Genomic DNA, 23,733 nt, shown 5'->3' on the forward strand with positions numbered 1-23,733 from the left:
CAATCCACGCGCCCCGCACGGGGCGCGACTGCCGGCACGAAGTTATCGCGGGCTAAGGACAGGTTTCAATCCACGCGCCCCGCACGGGGCGCGACTAGCGATGGACGCAAAGTACGACCGGATGGGCAAGGTTTCAATCCACGCGCCCCGCACGGGGCGCGACCTCCCTTGCTCACACATAAATTGTACCACGGCACGTTTCAATCCACGCGCCCCGCACGGGGCGCGACGATGACGTACTCGGACCGGAGCCGTGCGTCGCGCGTTTCAATCCACGCGCCCCGCACGGGGCGCGACTATGGTTATGGCACCTGATGTTTTTACCAAGGCAGTTTCAATCCACGCGCCCCGCACGGGGCGCGACCTCAAGAGACTTACGAGAGAGGTAGGACAGTAGATGTTTCAATCCACGCGCCCCGCACGGGGCGCGACAGGGCTGGACCGTGCTGCTCCTCGTGCAGTCCCTGTTTCAATCCACGCGCCCCGCACGGGGCGCGACCCGTAGATGATATGTGCCTCGTCTATCGCGAGCAGTTTCAATCCACGCGCCCCGCACGGGGCGCGACCACCCCATCACCATACCGCTACCCCAGCCGAGCAGTTTCAATCCACGCGCCCCGCACGGGGCGCGACGCCGTGACCTCGGTCTTGTTGGCATGGACCAGTTGGTTTCAATCCACGCGCCCCGCACGGGGCGCGACGTCTTCAAGCAGTTGCGGAGTAAGCCTATCATTCGGTTTCAATCCACGCGCCCCGCACGGGGCGCGACAGCAGCTCTGGTACATCACGCTCACCCTCTCTCGGTTTCAATCCACGCGCCCCGCACGGGGCGCGACCAGCAAGATATGCGTATGTGGCTTCTTAGGATCAAGTTTCAATCCACGCGCCCCGCACGGGGCGCGACGATGCCCAAGCGCAAGACCACTGATGATAGGGCCAAGTTTCAATCCACGCGCCCCGCACGGGGCGCGACGCGTTGAGCATGAGCTGGGCTTCGTCGATGACAAGTTTCAATCCACGCGCCCCGCACGGGGCGCGACGCAAGCATCACGTCACCCCACAGTCAGACCAGCTGTTTCAATCCACGCGCCCCGCACGGGGCGCGACGGCCGGTCAAGAGCAACAAGGGCAAGGCCAAGCGGTTTCAATCCACGCGCCCCGCACGGGGCGCGACCCCATGGAATTAAGTACACCCATCAACGTAGTAAGTTTCAATCCACGCGCCCCGCACGGGGCGCGACGGTTGGCTCTATTTTAACAACTCTAATGGATACCCTGTTTCAATCCACGCGCCCCGCACGGGGCGCGACGCGCGCACAGCGCCAATCACTAGCGGGATTAACTGTTTCAATCCACGCGCCCCGCACGGGGCGCGACAGGGATACGCGACTGGTCCACCATGACACAGGCAGTTTCAATCCACGCGCCCCGCACGGGGCGCGACCATCTCAGCGCCCAGCACGAGCCGTAAACCTTTGTTTCAATCCACGCGCCCCGCACGGGGCGCGACGCGCCATAGATGATGTGTGCCTCATCTATCGCGAGTTTCAATCCACGCGCCCCGCACGGGGCGCGACTGACTAATCGGATCCGGAGGCCAGACTGATGCAAGTTTCAATCCACGCGCCCCGCACGGGGCGCGACATGGCCGGCGAGACTCAGAGCGCGCGCGTTCCCGTTTCAATCCACGCGCCCCGCACGGGGCGCGACAAGCTGCTGACGGCTGGATTCGGTGCGACGGGCCGGTTTCAATCCACGCGCCCCGCACGGGGCGCGACGGGTGACTCTTTTGTCCTTGTCGTTCTCAAGGCTGTTTCAATCCACGCGCCCCGCACGGGGCGCGACCGAAGCACCGGCGATTGCTTAACTTGACCCTCTGCGTTTCAATCCACGCGCCCCGCACGGGGCGCGACAAGCTGCTGACGGCTGGATTCGGTGCGACGGGCCGGTTTCAATCCACGCGCCCCGCACGGGGCGCGACCCCATCTACCTGCGCTTTTACCCTCACTGTCCTTCACGTTTCAATCCACGCGCCCCGCACGGGGCGCGACCGTCAATTCATACGTATCAATGAATTTATATAATTTTATATACACTATCGAAGAAAATGACGACAGAGGAACTTACCGATCCCAGAAAACCGCCACTTTTCGTGTCTCGTTTTGCGCGAACCTACAGGGTCTTAGCCACCGCTAAGGGTTCGCGCAGGCAAAAAGTCCTCTAGATGCATAACAGATCTTCCGGGTCATAGCTGTCTTTTGCACCAATATGCTCAACGCGGTTCTTCCAGTTTTTCCCTAAGTTATAGAAACGTAGACTATCCCGTCCCTCATCGATGATCCTAGCGAGCTCATGCTTCATACTTTCATACTGGCCAGGGTCCACCAGGCATTCAAATACCGAGTACTGCACTCGCTGACCATACTGCGTGCAGATCTTTGCAACCCGGCGAAGACGACGCGGACCTCCCACGTCTCCGCTTGCGACATCATATGTCACCAGAACATACACCGCTACCTCCAGAGAAACGCGGGGTAATCATTAAGATCCCCTCGCAGGTATCGAGCGAATAGTTGCGCTTGTATAAATGGGACAAGACCAAGAGGCATCCTCTCGCCCAAAAACGGATGAGTCAGCTGGTCCTGCTTCTTTTGTTGCCAATAGCCAAGTACCTTCTTGCGAGTTGAGTCCTTGAGTAGGAAGCCTTGAGACTCAGCAAGAAAGTCAGACGCAACCAGCTGCTTTCGATTAAACAGCGAGAGGACGAAACGATCGACCATAGGTGCGCGAAACTCTTCTATGAAGTCGAGCGCAAGGCTCGCTCTTCCAGGGCGACATGCGTGTAGGTATCCCATCTGTGGGTCAAGACCGACCGATTCGCACGCAGACATTAGCTCCCTGCTCAGCATAGTGTAAAAAAATGAGAGGGCAGAATTGACGGGGTCTTTGGGAGGTCTCCTTGTACGACCGGTAAAAGTGACCCCATCACAGCGCAATGCCCCCTGTATCGCAGAGTAATACACATGGGCGGCATTTCCCTCTATACCACGCAGCTCATCAAGGTTATTGCAACGCCGTATCTCCTCCCCGCTTTGCTTCAATTCTCTGATAGCATCCCCGGCTCCGATTCCTTCCATATCGGGGTAGTCACGCACATAGTGCTGAAGCACCACCCGCGAGTTGTGCACCTTTGCCGCAACGAATCGCCTTGCAGCCGAAAGGCACTCGATTACATCCATCGAGCGCCTATACTGCTCCCTTCTGAGTAACACATTACCCGATATGGGTCCGCGCACGGATGCTTGAAATCTACCTCCCTCATCCAGAATGGCTACAGATATGCCACGCGTTGCGCAAGCACCAAGCACAGCGGTGCTGCACCCGACATGCCCAAACAGCACAACCCCCTCAAGAAGGTGGAAAGGAACACTCATGACCTTTTTCTGCTCGACATACACGGCAAGCGCATCGTCTTTCTTTCGAAGGTATGCGTCTGGGTTTGTCAAATAGAGTGTATTCAAAAGCCTCTTCATGTCAGTTCCAGATCCTCGCCGTATCGTACCCAATAGCTTCGTGCATCGACGCAGCCAGCCTCAGGCATGCACTCATTTGCCAACGAACAGCGACGACACTTCGAATTACGCTCGGCAGGGGGTGTCACTCCCATTTCGAAGAGATCGTGCATACGCAACGAGAGCGAGTCCACCTTCCGCCTGAGTTTCTGCGTCACCTCAACCCGCTCCCGCCGCCGCGTCTCTCCATAGAAAAGGGCGCCCTCGGGAATTTTCAGACCATGCATCTCCTCAAGGCACAACGCCTGTGCTGTTATCTGAATGCGATCCCAATCCTCTAGCTTTGGTTTACCAACCTTATATTCAATGGGTCGTACAAAAGAGCCAACATCGCCGACACCGTACTCCACGATATCGGCGACGCCATAGATTCCCAGACTCCGGCTAACGAGACGAACCCTCCGCTCTGACCTCACGCCATCAGTGCAAGAATAGCCGACCGTATCCACGCGCTCATGGAAGTAGTCTCCACGAAGCGTATCGGCGCTGTCCTGCCAGATCTGCTCAAGGTGAATGAGCGCCCATTGGCGCTCGCAGTATGCCAGATGCTGGAGACCAGACAGGGCAAGCAGTTCGTCCTCATCATACATGGTCGTGCCCTACGCAGAGGGGGCAATATAATCGTAGGTTCTTATCTCGACGCCTTGAGGCAGTTTTCCTTCGTCAATAGTAATGGTGTAGTCACCGAACTCTCGTGCCACTTGATTCTTGGAATCAACTTTATCCACGTGCACCAAGTCGAAGAGCCTATGGGCAGGAGCGTTTCCAAACTTGCTCTCGTGCTTGAAGACGATAAGCTCACGAGAAGTCATGAGGCCACGAGCGGCACTGCGATCGTTCTCGAACATATTCATGAGCGCCTCCCACAAAAGATCGAGGTCGGCTTGGCAGAAGCCATTCTTCTCAGCCAAGGAGGCGGAGACGAACCCTTCGATGCGATAGAGACCATAGGGCACGTACTGCTTGCGTCCCATGGTCTTGTTGTCCTTATCCTCCTTGGCTTCAGTAGCAGCCATGCGCGTAATGCTCATCTCGAGCGGTACGACTGGGTCAATAGATTCGCCGAAGCACAACTGCACAGGTCCACGCACCTGGCCGCAATTGACACCTGTTGTCATGACCGCACCAAAAGTCCTAATGTCATAAAAGTTATCGCACATGAACTTAGTGACTTTTATCTGATCCTCCACTTTCTTTGGGAGTTTTTTTGCTTGTGGGATGAGCTTGTAATGTACGTACGCCTTGCGATTGCGCTCATTGAGAACGGCGCTTTCCTGCACGTAGATCTTGTAGCCCAACTCCCCCTCATTCACATCGGGATCATCTATGGCTTCGCCTTTAATAAGGTCAACGTAATTGCGAATCTTACGCTTGATGCACACGTCGGAAATGATTCCTTGCGAGGTGTCGGGATCGATACGTGGGAGATTTCCTGCATCGGGGTCACCGTTGGGATTGCCGTTCTTAACATCGCAGAAGAAAACGAAGTCATAGCGGTTTTGAATTGGCTCTGGCATAATACTCTCCTAATTCTCGCTGAGGTCGTTGCTTGCAGCTTCGTCGGGCGCAACGTCATCCCGTTTGCGTGAAGTCCAGAGGTCGACACGCTCTTGGTAATAGCCAATGAAAAATTCTCCTTGATCCTCCATAGAAAGAGTCCCAGGGTAGGGATTATCCGAGAGCTTCCTGCCCACTATTTCGTCAAGTTCCTTTTCAAGGATGACGTTCAGCCCGGGCTTCTTCTTGCGCAAGTCGCTCAGATGATTCTGGCAGCCATGCATGAGCGTCGGCATCACACGTGCCGGCGTAACCGATGCGGAACCAATGTATTTGTCACGGATGGTCGCATTGGTGGTGCCTAGCGCCTCCGACTGCGCCCTCTCCATCACGGCGAACAATCTACCAAGAAGGTATCCCACACAGTTGTTGTCTCTGTTCAATGCCACGTCAATCTCGCTTTCTCTCGTCGATTGTAGGTTTCGCACCAGGCATGCCTTGATAAGTGATGCTCGTTGACCCATATCCCAGCGGTTGTTTGACCCATGATCTGCTCGCATGCGCGAGAGGAGCGTACTGAGAAGAGACTGGGGAAACCTGCTGCCAGTAAGCATCGCCCGCATACACGGGTTCACGAGTGTGGATGGGAGATTCTCGTATTTCCCCTGAACTGCGCACTGCCTGATGAGTTGGAAAATCGAAGTCGTCGATACATCCACCATATCAATGTCTCGCAGATATTGACCGTAGCGTTCAGCCACCTCTCCGAGCGTGGAGGTCTCAAAGAAGCGAACAGAGAGTCGCGCGGCATTGGGAGAGATGCCCAATACGTAGTAGCGCACATCAGGGTTAAAGTTCGCCCTGAGAGGGTGCCCACTTTTGATACCTTTGATTGCATCGCGAACACGAGTAACGGTCGCCGAGTCCTCAGCAGTATCGTTCTTGTCGCCCCCACCAAAGAATCGTATAAAGAGGCTATCCTCGTCAGGTGAAGGCCTGTCACTCCAAAATGTAAAAGTGGTGGCGCCCAGGCGGATCTTACGCTCTGGGTCGGAAAGCAACATCTTGAGGGCTGTCCCCGCTCCAAAGGCAACCCATTGCGAAACTGAGGCGTTATACGCTTGGGTCCTTCCATAGGAATTGAACGAATCACAGTTAAACGAGATAAGGGATGCTCCGGACGATTGTGCACCAGCAAGGCCCGTTACCTGGGGAAACAAACGAGCTAAAGGTGCTACCTTCCCTGTTACCGAGCATTGGCCACGTATACACGGCTCATCTGCTAACGCTGATACATGAGAAGATTCCCAAGCAGCCATAATGGCTTTGCTCTCGTGAATAGGCACGATATTGCCATCGGAATCCTTCAGAGCAAAGATAAGATTGCCACTTTCAGCGATATCACGCAAGAGATCATCATTCTCTCTTTCTTTCAGAATATTGTGAGAGAAGAACCCCATTACCGCCTGGGCCGCAACGTCATCGCAACTGCTGAGAATACTCAAATGATAGTCTCGCGAGGCCTCCCACCTTTCTTGAGCCTTTCTTTGAGCCTTTACTACCTCACTCTCATCCTTAGCTTTTGAGATGTCGGCCATACCAAGAAGATAGGCAGCGGTATCACAGAGGAAAAAGGGGCTGACACCGCTCGTGCGCGTACGGTGTTCCGGAACAGTCATAACGCAATAACGGTTCGAACCCTTCCCATCACCATGCGACAGTGGGATGACATTCACCAGTGCACCGCTCTCGGAAAGCACGAGCTCCCATTCAACCTTTTCCCGACTCATACCCTTAGGAGGTACTTTGTCCTGCATCTGAGGGTCCGCAGCATAACGCTCATAGAGGTCATAAAGGTCTTTGACTATCATCCGACCACCTCCTGCAACGCTGCAGAAACATCGATGACACCGTTCTTCATAACGGCACGGAAGAACCTAGGCTCAGGCTTTCTCACATCCGTGAAGTCGAGGTCGTAGAGCATGAAGCCAAGATCCTTTTCTGAGATTCCCGCATAGAAAGAAGGCGATGCTTCCTCACCCTCCTCAAGCAGTGAGACCTCGGCAGCAAACTCCCTACACCCGAAGTAGGGCTGGTTGAAGCACTGCCCCTTGCGTAGACGGCGCAGAGCAATGTTGTAGTGCTTCTCAACTGTGTCGCCCTCACCCACACGATCGGTCAGGTCGAAGTGAGCATTGATGATGTAGGCAACATCACGTAACAGAAGTGTCGCACGTTGCTGACGGTCCTCCGATGCAACCTCGTAGAGCGGCAGGTTTTTGCCATCCGCAATCGACTTGGCACCCGACTTTCCGCTATAGGGAAGTTTGCTTTCCACCTCATTGCGCCGGAATGTCTCAAAGCGAATCTCATTGAGCACTTCGATGCTATCGATGCACCATGAAATCGCTGGCTTCCAGTAAACCGCCTCGAGGATCCCCCGCGCCGCAGATGGCGTTATCACGTCGTAACTGACACGCTCGGCTTTCATTTCTGGACGTGTAAAGCATGCGCGAGGACCCTTTACTAATATCCTTATGCCATAGCCCATGCACTCCCTCCTTTCTCTAAACACGTTTGCGTCAACCAAAACGCCTATTCTGTATCACATAGCAAGTATGTTGAGCACCTCCTCGTCTGGTGGGAGCAGGCCTGTCTCCTCGCTATAGACCTTGCGACAGTCATCCTCCATGCGAAGCACACTCACAAGGCCATAGTGCTCAATGAGTCCCTCTCGCTCCAAATCTTGCATGAGGTTTTTATACACGCTTACGCTATAGGGCTGCAGCGAGCGAATAAGAGATGCTTCTTGTCCGATCGAGTCCAGCAAATGTTTGAGCTGCCGTCTTCCCCCTTCATCCCAAGGGACAAAGACTGGCTCACCCTCATCGTCTATAACCTTGTAAGTGCGGGCATAAACCTCGAAGTCATAGCCGTAATCCATGTAACATGAGAGGAATCCCTTGCTGGATGAAAGGTGTCTCTGACAGTCAGAGATCTCCTCATAAAGGCCTCGAGAGCCACGTCTCTTGCGCCCCTTGTCGTCAATCTCTATGACACACTGAGCATCAAGTGACTCAGTCTGGTAGAGACGCCTAAAATATAGATCAATCGAGGTAGCATCAATACTCAAACCATCCACATTGAGAAGCTCAGAGGCAATCAAGCGCGTTTTCCCAAGAAACGTACGGGGCCCTGGACGCGAGAAAGCATCGTCTTGTTCGGTAAGCTCAAAGACGAAGACATCGCCCGGAATCTTTTCACCTACCTCATCGACACGCCTGCCATTGCGGTTGCAGCGACCTGCCGCTTGCACGATGGAATCCAAGCCAGCCATCTCACGCCAGACAATGGGAAAATCGACGTCCACGCCCGCCTCTATAAGTTGGGTGGATATGACCACGCAACGCTTACCCGCATCGAGTCGTTTTCTTATCTTGGCAATCATCTGCGACCTATGTAGCGGAATCATATGAGCACTTAGATGAAAGAAACCCGCATCATAAGATTTCTTGGTTTCATTGAATAGACCACTCTCCCGAGCACATGTAACGACGTCACGGTAAAGGTTAAGTGCCTCTGCTTTCTTGCCCACAACACAGAGCACCTGATGTTCATTCGCAAGCTTATCGGCCAACTCAGCTTCTGGGAGCTCGCCCACAACCTGATAGCGAACTCTACCGTCAAAAGCTATGGAGAACAGCTCTTGATGCGGACCGCACAGCTCATGCGGATGCGAGCCGAACGGCCACTCATCCTGTACGGCCGGCTGCGTAGCCGTGCAAAGCACAACACTCACGCCAAAGTCAATTGTCAGCTCCTCAAGGGCCGCAAGCGTCGGTCGCATAAGCTCAATCGGTATGGTTTGTGCCTCATCGAGCACGATGACACTATTCGCGATGTTATGCAGCTTGCGACACTTGCTTGGTTTATTAGCGAACAGCGATTCCAGCAGTTGGACATTGGTGGTTACCACAATGGGCGCATCCCAATTCTGCACAGCAAGCCGCTCATATTCGCGCCCCTCCCCTGCAGCGGCATCAAAGTCGTAATTCGAGTGATGTTCCAGGACGTTCTCCTCACCAAGGATGTCCCTGAAGACGGCTGCACTCTGCTCGACGATGGATGTGAACGGAATAGCATAGATAACACGCTCAAGGCCGTTCACTGTCGCATGGCGTAGGGCGAACTCCATAGAGGAGAGCGTCTTGCCCCCACCGGTCGGCACCGTGAGGGTAAAGAGACCGGGCTTGGATGCTGACCCCTCTTTGCAGTCGGTGAGAACAGCGTTGCGTGCCATATTGACGGGAGTCTCCCTGTTCCCGTGCGATAGCTTCTCAAGATGGCTTTCGAGCCTCTCGAGCAGCGTTGAGGTCGAGTCGTAATCGTGCCCTCGCTTCTTCGCTTCCTCGGGACTCATAAAACGTTCAGTGTCGAGCCAATCGGCATCGACAAGGCACGAGAACAGCATACGCGTCAACGCCTGCGCCGAGAAGGGCAAGAGTTGCTGCATGACATCCCGTCGAACTCCAAGAGGTGATTGCATGAGACGGGCCAACGACGTAGGCTCAAGGCTTGGCCGTCCCGGAGGGATGGAATCAGGAGACTCACTGAGCATATCTTGATAGGGACCATAGTCATCAGCAACTTGTCCATGATCAGGAGGCGAGTCGAGGCGTTCGATTCTCAACTCGGCATCAGGAATGGCGCTTTTCATGCCTCCGTGATGACCCAAAATCGCATAGGCCATAAGCTCACCCGCGTAAGCTCGCGTACCGGCCGCATCGTTCTTGTCGCCGCAGCCCCCGTAGAGCTCAAGCGCTCGTCGCGCCCCAAAGGCCGCATGGTCAACGCTCACGGGCCTGTTGAAGAGACGCTCATTCTGGAATCGATCACAAACCTTGCCCGCGTCATGTAGTAGCCCAAGCGCACGGCCCCACTGCCCATAACCAAAGGTAGCGGCAAATTGAGCGCTCAACTCTGCCACATTCTCCAAGTGTTCGGAGAGGGGCTGCCAGTCCGATTGATCCTCACCCTTCGAGTGCGCATATAGCATCGCGAACTCCCTACCAGTTACCGTATATGAGCGCCCAGCCTGCCGACTGACCGTTGCCTAACCCCTCAAAGTGTAGCAATATCTGATGACATAAATTAAGTCAAACTAGAAATATCTGTATATACTTTGGATACCTTCTGTGTCGCTTGCCTCAACGTGAGGTCACAAGAGGCCGGCGCCACCCGACCCTCGCTCACATGTCCTCCTTTGGAAACGTGATGGCACCATCGAGCAGGGGCCTCATGGACTGCCGCAGGTCCTCCTTCGGCTCCGCGTTGTAGGCCTCACCTAGGCGGGCATACAGCTCAGGCGAGAGCTCTGCCAGCGGTATCCTCTTGCTGCTCACCCAGGACCTCAGCACGCGATGCGCCTCGATCCTGTTTCTGACCACAGGCGACATGAGCGCCCTCTCGACGATGTCCGTGCCCTTCAGCACGTGCCCGCAAAGCGGCTGGAGCACGAAGCCAAGCGCCAGATAGGCAAAGTGCCCAGGCCCCAGACCGCTCTCGTCACGAGGCTCCTGCTCGATGGCGTCCAGGGGCATGCCCGTCCTTGCCAGCTCAAGCGCCTGGTCAATGTAGCGCTCATCGTCGATGAGGCAGCCGATGCGCGTAAACAGCCAACGGAAGTTAGTTCCCATGGCCCTGAGAAGCTCCTCATGGTACGGAATGCCAAGTTGCTCGGCAAGCATAAATGCCGTCACGTCGCCACGAGAGACGGCGTCTGCGACCTTCTGCCTGCTATCTGGTGAGTTGAGCAGGTCGTCACACGCCGATGCGACTTTACCCATCTTCTTGTCTTTTGCATAGCGACGAATCGCACTGATGACGGAGAGATCATCTGTTCCCACGTCCTGCGTGCGAGCCTGATCGACGTAGGCCCCCAGGATCCCTGCCGGGTCGTCGAGGACGGATATGCCCTCGACGGGACCCTCATCGACAAGAGCCTCCATCACGGCGCCCGCGCCCCTGAACTCCTTGGGGCTCAAACCCCTTGCAATCCGCTCTGCAAGCCCCGACTTGTTGAAGCAGGTGAGCGCCGAGTACGCGGGCATGATGTTGTTGTTGACCCCCTCAAAGAGGAACCAGTCGCGTATCTCGTCAGTGGATGGCTCAAGCCTCTCGATGGCGTGTATGCGACCCCAGCCATGGACCTTCTGCACAAGTCGGAATATCTCGTCGTTGCCATTCGTCCACTGCATCATCATGTCGAAGACGACAAAGGTCGTGAACTCGTCACTCAGGCCGAGCGTCCGCATCGCGTCCTTCAGCTGGTCATCCGGCTCCCGAAGCAGCTCGAAAAGCTCAAGACCGATCTTCAGGAGCTCCTTGTCGGTGGACGTGAGCACAAGGCGCTTCGCATAGTGATAGATCATGGCAGGATCGAGCTGGTCCCTGCGTGTACGCACACCATCGACCACCTGATCGATGATCCGGATGGAGCGAAACTTGTTAGCCAAGGAGGAAAAGGCCTCGTCCGCTGCCACAGGCTCGCCAGAGCTCGCGAGCATCAACGCAGACCCGATCTGGGCGTCAAGGTCGGCCGGGAGCTCGGGCCTCGCCATGTGATAGATACACATGCCGTCCATCGCGCCGTCCGCCATGAACAGCTCTTGGTCACCCCTGTCATAGGGACGCAGGCTGAAGTCATCGGGAAGCTCCCCATCCGTGACGGCCTCACGGATGTAGTGGTAGATCGGCGTCGTGATCTTTGGTGTTGTTGTCCCTGGCGTCGTGGCCTCTGGCATTGCAAGTCTCCTTTCGTCGTGGTCTCACGTGCTCCCGATTATCGACCATCCTGACGCAAGATGCGGGGGAAGCAGGTCATGTGACACTGATGGAGACAAGACGTGCGGGCCGGTAGGCCCCATGGCGGTGGACATCAGGCCCAAGGCACGCTACCATGAAAATGCAGGTCAGGCTCCCACAAGACCCTAGACCGAAGGACGAAGCATGGGCGAATCTGCAGTCCCCTGCGCGCGCCACGCCATCATCGGCGGCAGCGAGGCGTCGTTTGTCGAGCTTGTCTCCCACGCAGACGGCAGGTCTTCGATAGTCATATACACAGTCGATGGGGGCAGGCGGCTCTACGCGACAGAAGTTGAGTGGCAACAGGGCGCCACGCTCCTCGCGCAGCAAATCGAGGCCCAAGCCGCAGAGCGTCAGACCACCGGAGCTCAGGGGCTTGTCACGTCGAAAAGCTCTGCGAAAGACAAGTTGTCCCTCTTCCGGTCACTCTTCGTCGGGAGAGGCGACCTGTACGCCCACGGCTACCGCAAGAGGTCGGGAGGGATAGGCTATACGCCCGCCTGTGCCAACGAGTGGGTCGCAGGCATCTGTCCCAAGAGGGCCAACCCCCACGCCAGGTGTGCGGACTGCCCGCAGCGCTCCTTCATTCCACTCTCCAACCAAGCGCTCGTGAAACATTTCAACGGCAATCGATGTGACCTCAAGGACGTCGTTGGCCTCTACGTCGTACAAGCGGACTGCACGGTATCACTCCTCGTCGCCGACTTCGACGGCACAGGCTGGCAGAGGGAGTCTCTCGCATATGTTCATGCAGGCAGGTCCCTTGGGGTGGACGTGGCCCTTGAGCGCTCGAGGTCGGGGGACAGGGCGCACGCATGGGTATTCTTCGACGAGCCGCTGCCCTCCCCGCTCGCGAGGGACTTTGGCAGTCTCCTCATCACGAGAGCCATGGACAACGGTTTGATCAGGTACTTTGACGCCTACGACCGCTTCTATCCCGCGCAGGACACGATCGCCAAGGGTGGGTTCGGCAGCCTCATCGCGCTTCCCTTTCAGGGCCAGGCGCAGCGTCTCAGCAACAGCGTGTTCGTGGACGACCAGCTCAAGGCACATCCCGACCAGTGGCGCTACCTCTCCTCAGTCAGAAAAACGAGCAGGGACCTGGTGGAGCGGACACTCGCCGCCACGTGTGGCCAAGCCTTGGGTGAGCTGGCCTTCTTAAGGCCTCGGACAAAAGAAGCCGGGCAAGGCCGACCGCTTCCGACACAAACCCCTTCTGAGAGCCTCTGTCCTGACGGACGCACAGAAGTCCTCAAGGGCATAAGTCCCTTCCTGACGGTGGCGATAACGAAGTCCAACATGCTCTTTATCAACAGATGTGGCCTGCCCGCTACCGTGCAGGGCAGGATCCGGAGGCTCGCCGCGCTCAGCAACCCCGAATTTTACCGCGCACAAGCGATGCGCCAGAGCGTCTATGGGAAACCGCGCATCATCGACCAAGGCCTTATGGACGAGACGACCATCGCCATCCCCAGGGGCTGCGAGAAGGGGCTGCTCTGCCTCTTGGATGGACTGGGCATCAGCTACCACGTCGAGGACAGGCGCTTTGTAGGCACACCCATCCGCGCCTCCTTCACAGGAAACCTGCGCCCCTCTCAACAGACAGCGGCCGACGAGCTCCTGAGGCATGAGTGCGGCATCCTGTCGGCACCGACCGGCTTTGGAAAGACGGTCATCGCCGCATACCTCATAGGCGCGCTGAGGCTTCAGACCCTCGTCATCGTGCCAAGCACTCCCCTACTCGACCAGTGGCAGGAGCGCCTGGCCACCTTCCTCTCCATCGACGAGGAACTGCCGGAGCTGCTGACCAAAACCGGGCGCACAAGCAGAAGGAGACGCTCGCTGGTCGGGCGGATCGGAGGTGGGAGGAGCGTCCCGGGAGGGATCGTGGACATCGCCACCTACCAGTCCCTCCTCGAGGGGCGCGAGCTGAGCGGCGGGCGCAGGATCAAGGGGCTCGTACGCAGCTACGGCATGGTCATCTGCGACGAGTGCCAGCACGGCGCGGCGCCTCAGCTGGCACAGGTCCTCGCGACCACCACGGCATCCAGGGTCTATGGCCTCAGCGCCACCCCCAGGCGCTCCGACGGTCTGGAGGGCATACTCTATATGCAGTGCGGCGCCGTCGTACACAGGGTAGACCCAAGGCAGCAGGCTCAGGAGCAAGGCTTCGCCCGCCTTCTCGAGCCTCGGTTCACCCACATTCGCCTGGCTGGCATCGAGGCGGGAAGCAGCTTCAACCAGGTGCTCGACCGGCTCTGCGCCCATCCCGCGCGCAACCGGCTCATCGCCCAGGACACCGTCTTGGCACTGCGAGCCGGTCGCCGACCCCTTGTCATCACAAGACGGAGGGAGCATGCGGCCCTACTCGCCAAGCTCGTCCTGGAGCAGGGCTTCAAGGTCTTCCTGCTGAGCGGCGCTATGCCCGCGCGAGAAAGGAGAGAGCAGGTCCGCGAGATCGCCGAGGCCGCAGATGACGTCAGCTTTGCCGTCGTCGCGACTGGAAGCTACCTTGGCGAGGGTTTCGACGAGCCCAGACTCGACACGCTCGTCCTCGCGACCCCTGTCTCCTGGGAAGGGGTCGTCACGCAGTATTTGGGTAGGCTCCACCGAGAGCGCGAGGGCAAGAGCGAGGTGATCGTGTACGATTACGTGGACACCAGCGTCCCCATGCTCGACCGCATGTACAAGAAGCGCCTGAAAAGCTACGCGCGACTCGGCTACGAGCTCATACCAGCGAGCGACGATGTGGACAGGACGGCCGGATCGATCGTCGGCCCAAGCGACTGCGAGTCTCTCCTCTTTGCGGACCTCGACAGCTCAAAGAGGTCCGTCCACCTTGCCGTCCCCTACCTAAGCCACAGGTACGTCCTAACCTTGCGACCTCGCCTCTCGGCCGTCGTCGAGCGCGGCGTGCACGTCTCGATCGTCATCAACCAGCCAAAGGACCCACGCGGCATCGCCCGCGCGCAGCAAGGTGTCGAGCTGCTTCGCAGCATGGGTTGCCTCGCCGAGCTAAGGGAGTGGAGACGCTCGGCGCTCGCCATCTTCGACGAGTCAATTGTCTGGCATGGAAGCCTACCCCTGCTCGCACAACCCCACAAGGACGATTGCAGTCTGCGCCTTACGAGTAGCGAGGTCGCCTATGATCTGCTGAGGGACGAGGGGCTGGCCACAAGGCAAGGGGGCGCCTGACCAGAGGGTCGGGAGGTGCGAGCGCGTCGCACGGAGGGCGCATCGCCAACTGGCGCGTCATATGGAGGGCGCGTCGTGATGCCGGTGCGTCGTATGGAGGGCGCGTCGTGCGAAACACCAAGCTCAGAGGCGGTAAACGAAACGTCGATTGACTGTGGGCACCACTTGGGGCATGTTGGTCCCAGGAGGTGGTGAGGATGGAGGCAGAGCGATTCGGAAGCTTCGTGGCGCAGCGGCGCCGAGAGCGGGGCATGACCCAGGCCACCCTCGCGAGCGAGCTTCATGTAACTGACAAGGCCATCAGCCGCTGGGAACGAGGCGTGGGCTTTCCCGACATCGGAAACATCGAGCCTTTGGCGGATGCGCTGGGCGTGTCCATCGTCGAGCTGATGAGGGCCGAGAAGACGGAGGAGCAGACTATGACGACAGACGAGGCTGAGGACGCCTGCACGAAAGTCCTCGACATCACAAAGTCCCAGCAGGAGCGCGAGACCAAAGACGTCGTGGCGCTCATTGCATCCCTTGCGGTACTCACGCTGCTGGCCGAAATGATCGCCTCACTCAGGTGGGACGGGGCCAAGCTCTCCATAACCATGAACATCCCCGTCACCTATCCGCTGATCCCCGTAGCACTGATCGTGTACGCCATATGGCGCAAGGTCAAAGGTCAGACCTGCGAGCTGGCCGCCTCGGTCGGCATCACCCTGCTCGTGATCCCAGCTATAATCCTTCTCAGTTCGTTTCTCCTCAGTGCGATGACTACCTAAGAGGGCTGACATGGGCGCATCTCTTCCCACGGCACCGCGCATAGGGGATGGTCAGCCTTTTAGCGTTTCCACAAAAGGCAGGAGTCTACGCGTACCAGCGAGGTGGTCTCACACTATTCAGTGTTCTTAAAGAGAAGCTTAACGCTCTTCTGATCTACGCGGGTCAACGAAGGTATTTCACGCCAAGCCTGTCTGCTCCCTAAAAGGCATGCACGCGGAAAGGAGCGCCACATTGCTCATGATGCTGAATCCGTTGAGCAGGATGCAGACGAGATGCGAGACGCCCTGAGTACGCTTGGTGAGGTTGAGATTCCAGATGCAACCAAAGACCGGTCCGCCAAGAAGGGTGTTGAGAAGCGACACTAGCCTGGCATTGTCAAGCGCTGGTGCTGCGGTGAAGTATGACGGGTAGCAGTCATGCGCATAGGAGGCACCAAGCAGGGCGAAGAGGATCTTACCTAGCGTACCCCCGAACAGGCCAGCTTCGTAGAGTTTAAAGAGGAAAATCCATATCACGCCACCGAGGACTGCCGCAAACCAGTCGGTAGACCACCACGTAGGATGTGCGGGCGTAGGGTCCCAAGACGTCTGGCCCTGTGACGCAGGCAGCTGGTAACCATATCCCTCAAGCTCACTGAGCTCTTGGCTATCCATAGGCGGCTCCGATCGAGCAAGCTCACATGACAAATCCATGGTAGCCGTATCGGTACGTCCATGCGACGTGAACTTTAAGTATCCTCCGCCAGCTGGTCTACCCACACTCCCATACGAACGTCGCAAGGGTGGTGCAAGACGGGTCTGGAGACCAGAGCGGCCCTGTCAGCTTGCAGTCAGGACCGGATGACGAAGAGGACGGTGGCATTCGTCTCTCCCCCATGCCAAACGAAGCCAGATGTCTTCTTTCCAGTACCTTATAATACGCAGGAAGCCGGTCCTTTCATCCTTTCATAAAGAGGAGCTTTGCCATGAGGGACATGATCATTCACACAGTGTTCGCCTTTACGTTGATTCTCCTTTTACCCCCGGTCAATGACCTGTGTCGCGAGTACGTCGCAGGCCCGAGCGCATCTCGCGCAGACAGCGCCGCCGCATACCATGGAAGCTGCTACATCACAGGCCAATACTTAGATGGGTACAACTTCGTGCGCGTCGGAGAGTCCAATCAGGCGGGATGGGGAAAGGAGTACTACTACATGGTCCCGAACAACAACGCCCTGCGTTTCAAGGTCGTGAGCGTGTTTTACTGGAGCCCCGACATTACGGGGAGGGGCATGCTGCCGATCCCGCGCGTTCGCCTGGGCGCCACCTACCTCCTCGACCGCTGGGACTCATGATCGCCCGGCTAGCCAGGGGGACGGCGTAGCCGACTGCAGGCCGGCCATGGGGGTGCGTGGCAGAGGTTTTGGTTGACAGGCCCGCCCTCCACGTGCGTGGACACGACTGCAAGCTCGCAGATAGACGCGGACATTTCGAGGTCTCCCTCTAGGCGGGGCTCGGCCCATAGGCATCTCTCTCCTTATCGTGCGGCAGCACGACTCCGTACCATACGGCGGAACAGCTGGAAGCCACATTCACGCAGGGTGAAAGCACCATGGGTTGCCCGGTGACGTAGCAGCAACCACGGGAGCCGCAGGGCGTCACGACTCCCCGCAGTTCCGTGCTAGCCTGTGATCTACAAGCATCTACCACTCCATGCGGTCGAAGCGATGTCTGGGGTCCTCACGGGTATCACCCAGGTAGAGCATCGTAAGCAGGTGCGCGTCCTCATCCATCAGGAGGTAGATCACCTTCGTGGTCCTGGGCACGAAGTAGAATTGGCAGGATGCGGGAGGCCATGCCGCCTCGTAGGCCGGATCGTAGTCGCGCGCGAGGCCGGGGTTCCCAGCCAGTACGTCGATCGAGTCCTCCACGTGGCCGTATGTCGCGTCAGAGAGTCCCATCAGCTGCTCATGGAACTGTCGCGCGTAGCGGACCTTCCAAGGCGTCATGTCGTGGATCTTGCCATGGCTCTGCTCGATGAGCGCAGCGCCCGCGACCCCTCGCGGGTGAGCACATCACCTGCTGCTACGTCAGCGAGCCCCCGCCTGATGCCGTCAGACACTGCGAGGTCGTAGGTATGCGCTGCTCGCTCGGAGGCACTCACGGCAGAGAGCGCGAAGGGTATGGCGCGCTCGCGCACGACGGCCTTGGCAAAGATGCCGAAGGCGGTCGAGGGCGGCAGGCCGATCTCGCGGCAGACCTCGGAGAATTCCCGCTTGAGATCATCATCTATACTGATAGTCATGGACATGAAGCTTCCAATCACACGTATTGATAATGTATTAAATACGTATTATACACGTATCAACCACGAGTGTGTTCTACTGATACCCTATTCTCACTGGGATGCACATGCTGCCGATCCCGCATTTTCGCCTAGGCGCTACCTACCTCCTAGGCACAGGAGCCCACGATCGCCCGGCCCGCCAAGGGACGGCGCGTGGCAGAGGTTTTGGTTGGCAGGCCCGCCCTCCACATGCGTGGACACGACTGCAGGCTCGCAGATAGACGCGGACATTTCGAGGTCTCCCTCTAGACGGGGCTCGGCCCATAGGCGTCTCTCTCCTTCTTGTGCGGCAGAATAACTCCAAGTCGCGTCAGGCTGACCGAACAGGGCTTCAATACAAGGTATGTCTGTAACTGGATGCTATACCATGTTATTGAGTAACATGAAGATACGGGAGCTAATCGAGCAAGGCAAGTCTGTCGAGAGAAGGATGTACGGCAACGTGATGGCAATCATGGCCATCCTAGCGGGCATCTTCACCCTCGTGAGCGTCAACGTCAGGCAGCGTAGATAGACCTGCAAACTGTACTCACGCTCAATCTGACAACCGTGGGCAGCTTCTCCGTACTTGTCGCCCTTATAGGCATAGTGACAGGCCACGTAAAGGGAGAGGGCAAAAGATCCCATCTGCATCACCTGCGTCATCGCCGCGCTATGCTTTGGCGTTGCCATTGCTTGTGCCAAATTGTTGCCGTAGGTACGTGGAGTCTCTCTGACCGCCTCATGCAGAATGCGCTTTTCCGTGAGGCAGCGGACACAGAATGCGCTTTTCCGTGAGGCAGCGGACACAGAATGCGGTTTTCCGTGAGATGGCTCGACGTTTGCCCAGGTAAGGAAAAGCGCACTCTACGGAAAAGCGCATTCTGCGGTTGCGGTGTTACGGAAAAGCGCACTCTGCGGTTGCGGTGTTACGGAAAAGCGCATTCTGGCTGCAGTGTCTCACGGAAAGACGCACTCTGCGTGACTGCTTGCGCACAGAATGCGTCTTTTGGACTGGGACACACGTAGAATGCGCTTTTGCGTGAGATGACGGAGGGGTGACGGGGACAGAGTGCGGTTTTCCGTGAGCCGTCGGGGACAGAGTGCGGTTTTCCGTGAGGTGACACCACGTTTGCCCAGGTGAGAAAAAGCGCATTCTACGAAAAAGCGCACTCTGCACCCGTGGCCTCACCAAAAGACGCACTCTGCGCCCCGGATCTCACGGAAAGACGCAGTTTGAGTCGCGCGACGTTACGGAAAGGCGCACTCTGCGGTCGCGGTGCGACGGAAAAGCGCACTCTGCGCCACCACGCCTCTGCGCCACCGCATCTATGCGCCACCGCGTCTCTCTCTGCGCGTGGCTCATCTACAACTTGCTCGCCCTTGCGGCCCGTCCAAGCCCCTCAAGGATGTCATCAGCAGAGGTTCCTCCCTGGGAGGCAACCATGGCCTCGACGGCGCCCTCCACAAATGGGCAGTCAGCAAGGTGGACCCTGTCATCCTCCAGATCCTCGACGACCATGCGAGCGGTCATGACAGACGAACCCATGTCCATAATGAGGATCACGCCATCATCGCCCAAGACCTGCCCTATCGCTGCCTCTATGCGCTCGTAACTCGTCCCGAACCCTCCGTCTTCCAAGCCCCCCGCAGCAGCCACCCGTGCGTCGGGTGCCATCTGACGCCCCAGGGCTGCCGTCGCCTCTGCAAGCTCCCTTGAGTGGGACACCAAGACAATACCGACCATAGCCCCCTCCTCTCAGCAGTAGCAGGAAGCGACGGCTGACACCATATAGGCGAAGGAGGTGGCGCCAGGATCCTGGTGTCCAACGGAGCGCTCCCCCAGGTAACTCGCACGCCCCTTGGTCGCGCGCAGGGGAATGGTGGCGACTGCGGAGGCAAAGGCGACGTCTGCCGCCTTCGCGAAGGCCAGGCGGGCGCCCTCGCCCCTGGCAACCGACGACTTCAAGGACACCACGACAGGAGCCATGGCGTCGACCATGGTCTTCTCGCCCTCAGTTGCCTTGCCGAGCTGCATGACAGCACCAACCGCAGCATCCATCGCATCCACAAAGGAGGGGAGATCGATGGTCTCAAGGCCCTTGAGGCCCACCCCCAGCTTGCGGAAGAAGGTCCCATACAGGGGTCCCGAGGAGCCTCCCACCTTCGCGACGAGCGTCATGCCGCAGCGCTTGAGGATGTCTGCAGGCGGCATGCCGACCTCCCCCGGAAGCTCAGCGGCCACGGCCGAGAAGCCGCGTGACATATTGATGCCATGATCGGAGTCGCCAATGGGCCTGTCAAGCTCAGTGAGCTCATCCTTGTGGGCCTCGATCGCGTCCGCGACGGCACAAAGGACCGCGATTAGCCTCTCCCCATCGGTCTTGGTGGCCACTGTATCCTCACCCATCGCTATCCCCTCCAGGCAAAGGCTTTGGCAGGCGCATCAAGAAGCCCCTTGAGCTCGTCATCTAGGCGTAACAGGGTGAGCGAGAAGCCCTGCATCTCTATCGACGTCATGTAGTTGCCAACCAAGGTTCGGTACGTGGATATGCCCTTGTCCTCAAGCAGCCTCGCCACCCTACGGTTGGCGATGGCAAGCTCCATGAGAGGGGTGCCACCAGAGCCATTCACCAGAACCGCCACCTCTCGACCGACAAAGTCGAGGTCCGACAGAATGTGCTCGAGCAGCTCGTCGACGATCTCGTCTACGGGTCGCATTCTCTCGCGGCGAACGCCCGGCTCGCCGTGGATGCCGATGCCCATCTCCATCTCGTCTGGCGCGAGCTCAAAGCCCGGCGTACCCGCAGCCGGGACCGTGCAGGGGGCGATCGCCGCGCCCATGCTGCGGACGTTTGCAATGACCCGCTCGGCAATGGCTTTGACGTCGGTAAGGGAGGCGCCCGCCTCCGCCTTGGCACCTGCGATCTTGTGGACGAAGACGGTGCCCGCCACGCCACGCCGTCCCGCCGTGAAGGTCGAGTCCTCTACGGCAACGTCGTCGTTCACCACCACGCACTCGCAGTCAATGTCGTCATCGGACGCCATGTCGGCGGCCATTTGGAAGTTCAGCACGTCGCCCGTGTAATTCTTGGCGATGAGAAGCACGCCCTCGTCGGTCGCGACCTCGCATATCGCCTTGTAGACGGCATCTGCCGACGGGGAGGTAAAGACGGGACCGCCAACAGCGGCGTCGAGCATCCCTTTGCCCACGTAGCCGCAATGAGCGGGCTCGTGGCCCGACCCACCGCCGCTTACCAGCGCGACCTTCCCCACCTTCTGGTGCGTGCGGACGATGATGCCATCGCCCCTGTCCGCAATAATGTCGGGAAAGGCCCTGACCAAACCTTCGGCCATCTCGGCCTCGACGTTCTCCGCCCTGTTGATGAGCTTCTTCATGATGGCACCCCAAACCGTACATGGACACATGCCCGCTGACCCTCGTCATGAGCAGGGTCAAATCGATTATAGTCTAACGCTTGGCCAAGATGAGGACCTTGGGCTGTGCCACCTTGTGCCAGAAGGGCGCTCGGGCATAAGGAGCTGACTGGCCGTCGCAGATCGACGCCTCTCTCTCGGCGACTGGCGCAGCTCGGCGCCCGCCGATTGCGCGATGTGAGTGATTCACTCACTTCAGCATCATGAAGTGAGTGATTTTTTTGCCAAACCAGCTGCGACGCGAGAGAGCCGAATTACATATGAGCAGGTCAGAGCGCTACTGAAAGCATTCTCGATGTGAGTGAATCACTCACATCGCGTGGGCGGAGCGAGCGGATCACTCACATCGCGCAGGTGGAGTGAGCGAATCACTCACATCGCGCAGGCGCCTTGCCCACAAGCTCCATCACGGCTGTGGCACCACCAATCTCTGGGTCGGAGAAGTAGACCCTACCGCCGTGTCGCTCCACGATACCCTGGACCACGGCAAGGCCTAGGCCCGTGCCACCGGTGGCACGCCCGCGATCTTTGCCAAGCCTCACGAACCTCCCAAACACGCGCTCGCGATCCGCAGGAGCGATGCCAGGACCGTCGTCGCTCACGCTGATGCGGATGAGCCGACCCGTGCTGCCCAACACCTCGTGGCAGGTCACAGCCACATGCGAGTGCGCATAGCGCACCGCGTTCTCGAGAAGGTTGCGCAACGCCTGTCCTAGGAGCTGCGCGTCGCCTGCGCACACGAGTGGTTCCACGCCGCTCACGTCAAGGGATACGGCACTGCGCCTCTCAAGACTTGAGACCTCCTCATAGATGAGGTCACATAGGTCAAGGGGGACCAGATTGACCTGCAGGCGTCCCTCATCCTGACGGGCGAGGGCCAAGAGGTCGGCCACGATGCCCTGCAGCTGCTCGTTCTCGTTCGCAAGATCGCTCAGGAGAGTGGACGGGTCGACCGCCTCGGGATGGGCCCGTGCGGTCTCGAGCATGACCTTGGTCGCGGCAACAGGACCCTTGAGCTCGTGCGACGCATCCGAGACGAAACGACGTTGCGCGTCCATCGCCGCCTCGACTCGCGCAAGCAGATCGTTAAAGGTCCTGGCGAGGCGAGAGAGGTCCCTGTCGCCGTCTGGTACGCTCACGCGTCGCGAGAGATCACTCGCCGTGATCGCCTCGGCACTCTGGCGCATCCTTTCGACGGGCCGCAACGTCCTTTCGGTCATGTGCCAAGAGAACAGCGCCACCACGACCAGCAGGAGGGTGAACACTGCCGCCAGTAGAAGGGCAGCCCCTCGCCCCGTCGCGACCGCAGGCGCGATCGAGGTGAAAGCGACGATGGTGACGCTGCCGTGAGTAGGGCTTGTAGCCTCGCGCTCCATAGCGAGGAAGGGACCCTCGACGCCGAGGACCTCAGAGGCCCTCAGGGAGAGTGCTGGGGATGCCGAGGCCTTGGTGGTTCGCACCGCAGCCGCGATGAGGGAAAGCACGGGAGAGCCTGCGCGACTCCCCTCAGCAGTACGGTCCCCGTCCGCATCGTCGTGGTCCGCATCGTCGTGGTCCCCATCGTCGTGGTCCCGTACCCGCCCGTCACGCTCGCCTAGATCCTCGTCGTCGCGATCCCGCACCTGTCCGTCTGCGTCGTCGGACCTCTCACGGCCACCCTCATGGTCACCCTCGTGCTCGGTGGCCTCGCCCCTCTTTTCCTTGGCATCCTCGTCTTCCCCAGGCCGCAAATCGTCCTCGTCGTCGAGCTCAAGCTCGACATCGTCGTCGAGCTCCGCCTTTTCGCCGATCGCAAGCCCAGTCAGCGGTGCGAGGCCGCGTGCGTTCTCGCTCGCCACAATGACCCTACCGTCGGCTCCAACCACCTGCACGATGGTCGGGCCAGACGAGTCGACGGCCGAGGCAAGATCTCCCCTCTCCACAGCCGATCGGGCAAGGTCGAGCCTCTCGACGAGGTTGTCAGAAATAGCCTGCCGCACCACCTGCATCACGCCATAGGAGGCCACCGCAAGCAACAGGAGCATCACGGCGGTCGTGGCGCACAGCGTGGACAGCACCACCCTGCCCCGTATGGTCTTGGGTCCTGGCACCATGC

The 23,733-nt window shown here is 58.5% G+C and carries 19 protein-coding genes and 1 CRISPR repeat array (1 of these 20 only partly in view); of the genes, 4 read left to right on the forward strand and 15 right to left on the reverse strand.

Features of this window, described 5'->3' with window-relative positions; all coding sequences use genetic code 11:
* A CRISPR array of direct repeats spans window positions 1-2,051; the repeat unit is 33 nt; unit sequence GTTTCAATCCACGCGCCCCGCACGGGGCGCGAC; it begins 678 nt to the left of the window's first position.
* A 169-nt stretch (window positions 2,052-2,220) separates the two neighbouring features.
* The 8 genes from cas2 to ADJ70_RS08345 all read right to left on the reverse strand — a co-directional run bounded on the left by cas2 (window position 2,221) and on the right by ADJ70_RS08345 (window position 11,872).
* A complete protein-coding gene (gene cas2, locus ADJ70_RS08310) occupies window positions 2,221-2,511 on the reverse strand; it encodes a CRISPR-associated endonuclease Cas2 (RefSeq protein WP_050340704.1) in 291 nt (96 codons plus the stop codon).
* Window positions 2,512-2,513: 2 nt separating this feature from the next.
* Window positions 2,514-3,533, reverse strand: coding sequence for a type I-C CRISPR-associated endonuclease Cas1c (cas1c, locus tag ADJ70_RS08315; protein WP_050340705.1), 1,020 nt, complete (start codon window positions 3,531-3,533; stop codon window positions 2,514-2,516).
* Window positions 3,530-4,162, reverse strand: coding sequence for a CRISPR-associated protein Cas4 (cas4, locus tag ADJ70_RS08320; RefSeq protein WP_050340706.1), 633 nt, complete (start codon window positions 4,160-4,162; stop codon window positions 3,530-3,532). The genes cas1c and cas4 overlap by 4 nt, the downstream gene beginning before the upstream one ends.
* Before the next feature lie 9 nt (window positions 4,163-4,171).
* Complete coding sequence (gene cas7c, locus ADJ70_RS08325) at window positions 4,172-5,089, reverse strand: type I-C CRISPR-associated protein Cas7/Csd2 (protein WP_062393126.1); 918 nt, start codon at window positions 5,087-5,089, stop codon at window positions 4,172-4,174.
* A 9-nt stretch (window positions 5,090-5,098) separates the two neighbouring features.
* On the reverse strand, window positions 5,099-6,940 hold the full coding sequence (gene cas8c, locus ADJ70_RS08330; protein WP_050340707.1) for a type I-C CRISPR-associated protein Cas8c/Csd1: 1,842 nt from the start codon (window positions 6,938-6,940) through the stop codon (window positions 5,099-5,101).
* Window positions 6,937-7,620, reverse strand: coding sequence for a type I-C CRISPR-associated protein Cas5c (gene cas5c / locus ADJ70_RS08335; RefSeq protein ID WP_050340708.1), 684 nt, complete (start codon window positions 7,618-7,620; stop codon window positions 6,937-6,939). The genes cas8c and cas5c overlap by 4 nt, the downstream gene beginning before the upstream one ends.
* A gap of 54 nt (window positions 7,621-7,674) precedes the next feature.
* Window positions 7,675-10,056 carry a CRISPR-associated helicase Cas3' gene (gene cas3 / locus ADJ70_RS08340; protein ID WP_172674468.1) on the reverse strand — a complete coding sequence of 794 codons (2,382 nt, stop codon included), beginning with the start codon at window positions 10,054-10,056 and terminating at the stop codon, window positions 7,675-7,677.
* 262 nt (window positions 10,057-10,318) lie between these two features.
* Entirely contained in the window at window positions 10,319-11,872 is a 1,554-nt protein-coding gene (locus tag ADJ70_RS08345; RefSeq protein ID WP_050340710.1) for a hypothetical protein, read from the reverse strand.
* Between the two features lie 205 nt (window positions 11,873-12,077).
* Here ADJ70_RS08345 and ADJ70_RS08350 point away from each other — a divergent pair, with 205 nt between their 5' ends.
* The gene (locus ADJ70_RS08350) at window positions 12,078-15,128 is read left to right on the forward strand and encodes a DEAD/DEAH box helicase family protein (protein ID WP_050340711.1); all 3,051 of its coding nucleotides are present in this window, start codon (window positions 12,078-12,080) and stop codon (window positions 15,126-15,128) included.
* Between the two features lie 197 nt (window positions 15,129-15,325).
* A complete protein-coding gene (locus ADJ70_RS08355; RefSeq protein ID WP_050340712.1) occupies window positions 15,326-15,895 on the forward strand; it encodes a helix-turn-helix domain-containing protein in 570 nt (189 codons plus the stop codon).
* 177 nt (window positions 15,896-16,072) lie between these two features.
* Here ADJ70_RS08355 and ADJ70_RS08360 read toward each other — a convergent pair whose 3' ends face one another.
* Entirely contained in the window at window positions 16,073-16,549 is a 477-nt protein-coding gene (locus ADJ70_RS08360) for a hypothetical protein (RefSeq protein WP_050340713.1), read from the reverse strand.
* A gap of 311 nt (window positions 16,550-16,860) precedes the next feature.
* Between ADJ70_RS08360 and ADJ70_RS08365 the strand changes: the two genes are divergently transcribed.
* Entirely contained in the window at window positions 16,861-17,229 is a 369-nt protein-coding gene (locus tag ADJ70_RS08365) for a hypothetical protein (RefSeq protein WP_050340714.1), read from the forward strand.
* A gap of 348 nt (window positions 17,230-17,577) precedes the next feature.
* Here ADJ70_RS08365 and ADJ70_RS08370 read toward each other — a convergent pair whose 3' ends face one another.
* Both ADJ70_RS08370 and ADJ70_RS08375 read right to left on the reverse strand, forming a co-directional pair.
* Window positions 17,578-17,883 (reverse strand): hypothetical protein, encoded by a 306-nt coding sequence (locus tag ADJ70_RS08370; protein WP_050340715.1) that lies wholly within the window; start codon window positions 17,881-17,883, stop codon window positions 17,578-17,580.
* Complete coding sequence (locus tag ADJ70_RS08375; RefSeq protein WP_083443906.1) at window positions 17,880-18,185, reverse strand: type II toxin-antitoxin system RelB/DinJ family antitoxin; 306 nt, start codon at window positions 18,183-18,185, stop codon at window positions 17,880-17,882. Before ADJ70_RS08375 ends, ADJ70_RS08370 begins: the two co-directional genes overlap by 4 nt.
* A gap of 403 nt (window positions 18,186-18,588) precedes the next feature.
* Between ADJ70_RS08375 and ADJ70_RS14955 the strand changes: the two genes are divergently transcribed.
* Window positions 18,589-18,735: a hypothetical protein gene (locus ADJ70_RS14955; RefSeq protein ID WP_172674469.1), complete on the forward strand. Its 147-nt coding sequence runs from the start codon at window positions 18,589-18,591 to the stop codon at window positions 18,733-18,735.
* 831 nt (window positions 18,736-19,566) lie between these two features.
* Here the strand turns inward: ADJ70_RS14955 and dhaM are convergent.
* The 4 genes from dhaM to ADJ70_RS08400 form a co-directional block, all read right to left on the reverse strand.
* Window positions 19,567-19,947 (reverse strand): dihydroxyacetone kinase phosphoryl donor subunit DhaM, encoded by a 381-nt coding sequence (gene dhaM / locus ADJ70_RS08385; protein ID WP_050340718.1) that lies wholly within the window; start codon window positions 19,945-19,947, stop codon window positions 19,567-19,569.
* Window positions 19,948-19,959: 12 nt separating this feature from the next.
* On the reverse strand, window positions 19,960-20,610 hold the full coding sequence (dhaL, locus tag ADJ70_RS08390) for a dihydroxyacetone kinase subunit DhaL (RefSeq protein WP_050340719.1): 651 nt from the start codon (window positions 20,608-20,610) through the stop codon (window positions 19,960-19,962).
* A 2-nt stretch (window positions 20,611-20,612) separates the two neighbouring features.
* Window positions 20,613-21,599 carry a dihydroxyacetone kinase subunit DhaK gene (gene dhaK / locus ADJ70_RS08395; protein ID WP_050344506.1) on the reverse strand — a complete coding sequence of 329 codons (987 nt, stop codon included), beginning with the start codon at window positions 21,597-21,599 and terminating at the stop codon, window positions 20,613-20,615.
* A 407-nt stretch (window positions 21,600-22,006) separates the two neighbouring features.
* Window positions 22,007-23,731, reverse strand: coding sequence for a HAMP domain-containing sensor histidine kinase (locus ADJ70_RS08400; protein WP_050340720.1), 1,725 nt, complete (start codon window positions 23,729-23,731; stop codon window positions 22,007-22,009).
* Window positions 23,732-23,733: the final 2 nt, after the last annotated feature.

This window comes from Olsenella sp. oral taxon 807 (genome assembly GCF_001189515.2).
Classification (GTDB): Bacteria; Actinomycetota; Coriobacteriia; order Coriobacteriales; family Atopobiaceae; genus Olsenella_F.